This is a genomic window from Salmonella sp. SSDFZ54, from assembly GCF_004010735.1.
Taxonomy (GTDB): domain Bacteria; phylum Pseudomonadota; class Gammaproteobacteria; order Enterobacterales; family Enterobacteriaceae; genus Salmonella; species Salmonella enterica.
Window position 1 is genome coordinate 1 of the sequence record NZ_CP034826.1, and the last position, 3,373, is coordinate 3,373.

General features: G+C 55.3%; 4 protein-coding genes and 1 pseudogene. 4 read left to right on the top strand and 1 reads right to left on the bottom strand.

The features are described 5' to 3' along the window. Positions 1–847: 847 nt before the first annotated feature. Complete coding sequence (locus EOS97_RS26585) at positions 848–1,039, bottom strand: Rop family plasmid primer RNA-binding protein (protein ID WP_000165979.1); 192 nt, start codon at positions 1,037–1,039, stop codon at positions 848–850. A 63-nt stretch (positions 1,040–1,102) separates the two neighbouring features. Between EOS97_RS26585 and EOS97_RS26590 the strand changes: the two genes are divergently transcribed. From EOS97_RS26590 to EOS97_RS26870, 4 genes and pseudogenes are all read left to right on the top strand, one after another. After that, entirely contained in the window at positions 1,103–1,426 is a 324-nt protein-coding gene (locus EOS97_RS26590; RefSeq protein ID WP_001696562.1) for a MobC family plasmid mobilization relaxosome protein, read from the top strand. A 208-nt stretch (positions 1,427–1,634) separates the two neighbouring features. Further along, positions 1,635–2,072 (top strand): annotated as a pseudogene (locus EOS97_RS27405) (relaxase/mobilization nuclease domain-containing protein); the annotation flags it as partial. A gap of 31 nt (positions 2,073–2,103) precedes the next feature. Beyond that, entirely contained in the window at positions 2,104–2,664 is a 561-nt protein-coding gene (locus EOS97_RS26865; protein WP_000067487.1) for an MbeB family mobilization protein, read from the top strand. Positions 2,665–2,670: 6 nt separating this feature from the next. Next, entirely contained in the window at positions 2,671–2,904 is a 234-nt protein-coding gene (locus EOS97_RS26870) for an MbeD family mobilization/exclusion protein (protein ID WP_000137389.1), read from the top strand. The last annotated feature ends 469 nt before the right edge of the window (positions 2,905–3,373 follow it).

The following is a 3,373-nucleotide window of genomic DNA, read 5'->3' on the forward strand; positions in this document are numbered from 1 at the left end:
TCCCAGGAACCCCGAAAAAAACCTGTTTTTGCAGATACTTGCGTATTTGCGAGAATCGTTTGCGGTTGGGGGAGCTGTGACGACGGCGACCGCACGCGTGAGAGTTCCGCTACCGGCGCAGAGAGTTTCATCGACAGCGGACACCTGATGAGTTGCCACAAAAACCGTATGTAGCGCGGCTAGATTGGTTGAGTTAGACCTTGGCGGCAGTTCCCGGTATGTGGTGGCGTGACGGGTGAGATGGTGCGGCGAAGACGCATACGTCACGCAGGCGCGGGTTCTTCCACTGACGCGCCCCGTGATCGATGGCCTTGGCTCCGTCCGGCATATCGAGAGCGGCAAACTACCCGTCCCTTCACTGGGAGGGGTGAGTTGTTGCCGTTCCCTCCGACCTTCCACCATCCAGCATATCGCACGATCCCATGTGCACCGCTACTCCTGATAACTCCAGTGCAAAAAAAAAAACGGATCTGCATCACAACGAGAGTGATCCCGCCGCTCGCCGCAGCCCCAGCGACCGAACGTAGTGAGCGAGTGGGCGAGGAAGCGGAAGAGTCACAGAGGCAAGCATTGTGCACTTACGCGCCTGTGCCAGTGTCCGCGTGTGTGTTGTTTATCGGGCGCGCTGTTTTTACGCATCTGTGCGGCTTTTTACTCCTGACATGGTGCACTTCCCATCCACTCTGCACCGATGCAAAATGAGGAAAGCCAGTATACACATCGCTATCGCTCTGTGAACTGGGTCAGGGCTGCGCCCCGACACCCGCACTGACGCGCCCTGGCGGGCTTGTCTGCTCCCGGCATCCGCTCACAGGCAAGCTGTGAACGTCTCCGGGAGCTGCATGTTTCAGTTGCTTTCACCGTCATCGCCGAAGCGTGCGAGGCAACTGCGGTAGAGTTCGTCGGCGTGGTCGTGAAGTGATTCGCAGATGTCTGCCTGTTCGTCCGCGTCCAGATCGTTGAGTTTTTCCAGCAGGGTTAGCGTCTGGCTTCTGATAAAGCGAGCCATGTTAAGGGCTGTTTTTTCCTGTTTGGTCATGGTCTTAAGGCTCCTTGTATGGGGGATTTGTTAGGGGGAATGATACCGATGAAACGCGAGAAGATGCTCACGATACGGGTTACCGATGAGGAGCACGCCCGGTTACTGGAACGCTGCGAGGGTAAACGACTGGCGGAATGGATGCGGCGGGTCTGTCTGGGGGAGCCGGTTGCACGCACAGGAAAACTGCCGACACTGGCACCGCCATTGCTGCGGCATCTGGCTGCCATCGGGAACAACCTGAACCAGACAGCCCGGAAGGTGAACAGCGGCCAGTGGTCTTCGATTGACCGGGTTCATGTGGTGGCCGCACTGATGGCCATCGAGGGTGAATTGCGCCAGTTGCGGCAGGCTGTCAGGGAACAGGGGGTACGGGATGATAGTTAAATTTCATGCCAGGGGGAAAGGCGGTGGAAGTGGCCCGGTCGATTACCTGCTGGGGCGGGAGCGTAACCGCGAAGGCGCAACGGTGCTCCGGGGTAACCCGGAAGAAGTGCGGGAACTCATTGATTCCACGCCATTTTCGAAGAAATACACGTCAGGCGTTCTGTCGTTCGCGGAGAAGGAGCTACCACCGGGTGAACGCGAAAGAGTGATGACGAGCTTTGAGCGTGTTCTTATGCCCGGTCTCGAAAAAGACCAGTACAGCATTCTCTGGGTGGAACACCAGGATAAGGGGCGGCTCGAACTGAATTTTGTCATCCCGAACATGGAGCTACAGAGCGGTAAGCGCCTCCAGCCGTACTACGACCGTGCGGACAGGCCGAGGATAAATGCCTGGCAGACGCTGGTTAATCATCATTACGGGCTGCGTGACCCGAACGCACCGGAGAACAGACGGACGCTTGTCACGCCAAATAATCTGCCAAAAGCGAAACAGGAGGCCGCAGAAGCGATTACACGGGGTCTTGAGGCTCTTTACCATGCCGGAGCAATAAAAACGCGTCAGGATGTCACAGAGGCGCTTACAGCGGCAGGTTTTGAGGTGGTGAGGACAACCAAAAGCAGCATCAGTATTGCCGACCCGGAGGGGGGGCGGAATCTCAGGCTAAAGGGGGCGCTGTATGAGCAATCTTTTACAAATGGGAACAGACTTCGAGAAGAAACTGAAAGAGCGAGCCGCTTCTACCGAGAACATGCTGAACAGCGAGTTCAGGAAGCTCGAAGAGTCTGTAGACAAGGCACTGAGCTTAAACAGGCAGAAAATCAGAGACGCTATCAGCGAACATACAACATCCGTGAAAAAGCAACTGGATACGCTGAGCACCACCGTGAGCATGCAGTTCAGCACCACAGAGGCCGAACTGTCCCGGCAGCAGAAAAAACTGCTCTGGCGGGTGATCAAAGGGCGGATACTGTTTCCGGCGCTGACCGCGCTCAGCGTCACGGGCGGGATTTTCCTGGGGTGCTGGGGGCTGATGGAGTGGCAGGAAAGCAAGATTGCGAAAAATATCCTGACTATCAGAGAGCAGGAAAACACGCTGGCGAAACTCGAGGCAAAAACCTGGGGGGTGACGTTCGTCAATGGCGAGAACGGGAAATTTCTGGTGTTGCCGGACGGGGTGAAAGGGGAAAACACCTGGACGGTGGGCGACAAGAACGCCGTGAGGCTGGTCAGGGAGTAAACGAGTATGACGGAACTGGAAGGGCATTTGCTGAACGCCTTAGAGCATTTGCAACAGGACTATATGCGGCGGCTGAACGAGTGGGAGAGCGCCTTCGCGGAATTGCAGAAGATGCACGAGGTTACGCAACGGAACAACGCGATACTGAACGAGCGCGTCGTGATATTGAGTCAGCAGGTGCAGAGATTAGCCGGGCAAGTGGATCGCTTGAGTCGGTTATTTATCGCGAACAACAGCTAAGGGATGAACAGGAGCGTGCCCGGTACAGACATGAGGTACAGGAACGCGCGGCACGGGTTCGGAGTGGGCCATCAATGGAGATGTGACCGGGGAAGTGACGAAATCTTGCCATTTTGACCCGTTCGACGGCTGGGGCGAGCGAAACAAATCGTGTGCCGTATTTGTGCATAGCTATGCAACATCCTGAAAACGCATTTCACGCGTTTTTGGGGATTCAGCCAGGGGAAAACATGGTTTTTTTACTTTTTGAGCGTAAAGACGTGAAAAATCTCGTTATTGCACTTGCGATCTTTCGTCGGCGGGAGTAGAACGAAAACAGCTCGCCAGGAAGGCGAGCTGTTTCGGGTTCATTGAGGTCTCTGACCTCCTCAATGTTCCTGTGGAAACTGTTGAGATCCACAACAGAAACCAGTTCATTCAGTTTGCATGAACCTTCTGTATTCTTCAAGAATTTTTCAACAGCACAGTC

Bases quoted from the DNA above. Each gene is read 5' to 3' on its own strand.
- EOS97_RS26585 (WP_000165979.1), bottom strand. From the start codon at position 1,039: ATGACCAAACAGGAAAAAACAGCCCTTAACATGGCTCGCTTTATCAGA.
- EOS97_RS26590 (WP_001696562.1), top strand. From the start codon at position 1,103: ATGCTCACGATACGGGTTACCGATGAGGAGCACGCCCGGTTACTGGAA.
- EOS97_RS26865 (WP_000067487.1), top strand. From the start codon at position 2,104: ATGAGCAATCTTTTACAAATGGGAACAGACTTCGAGAAGAAACTGAAA.
- EOS97_RS26870 (WP_000137389.1), top strand. From the start codon at position 2,671: ATGACGGAACTGGAAGGGCATTTGCTGAACGCCTTAGAGCATTTGCAA.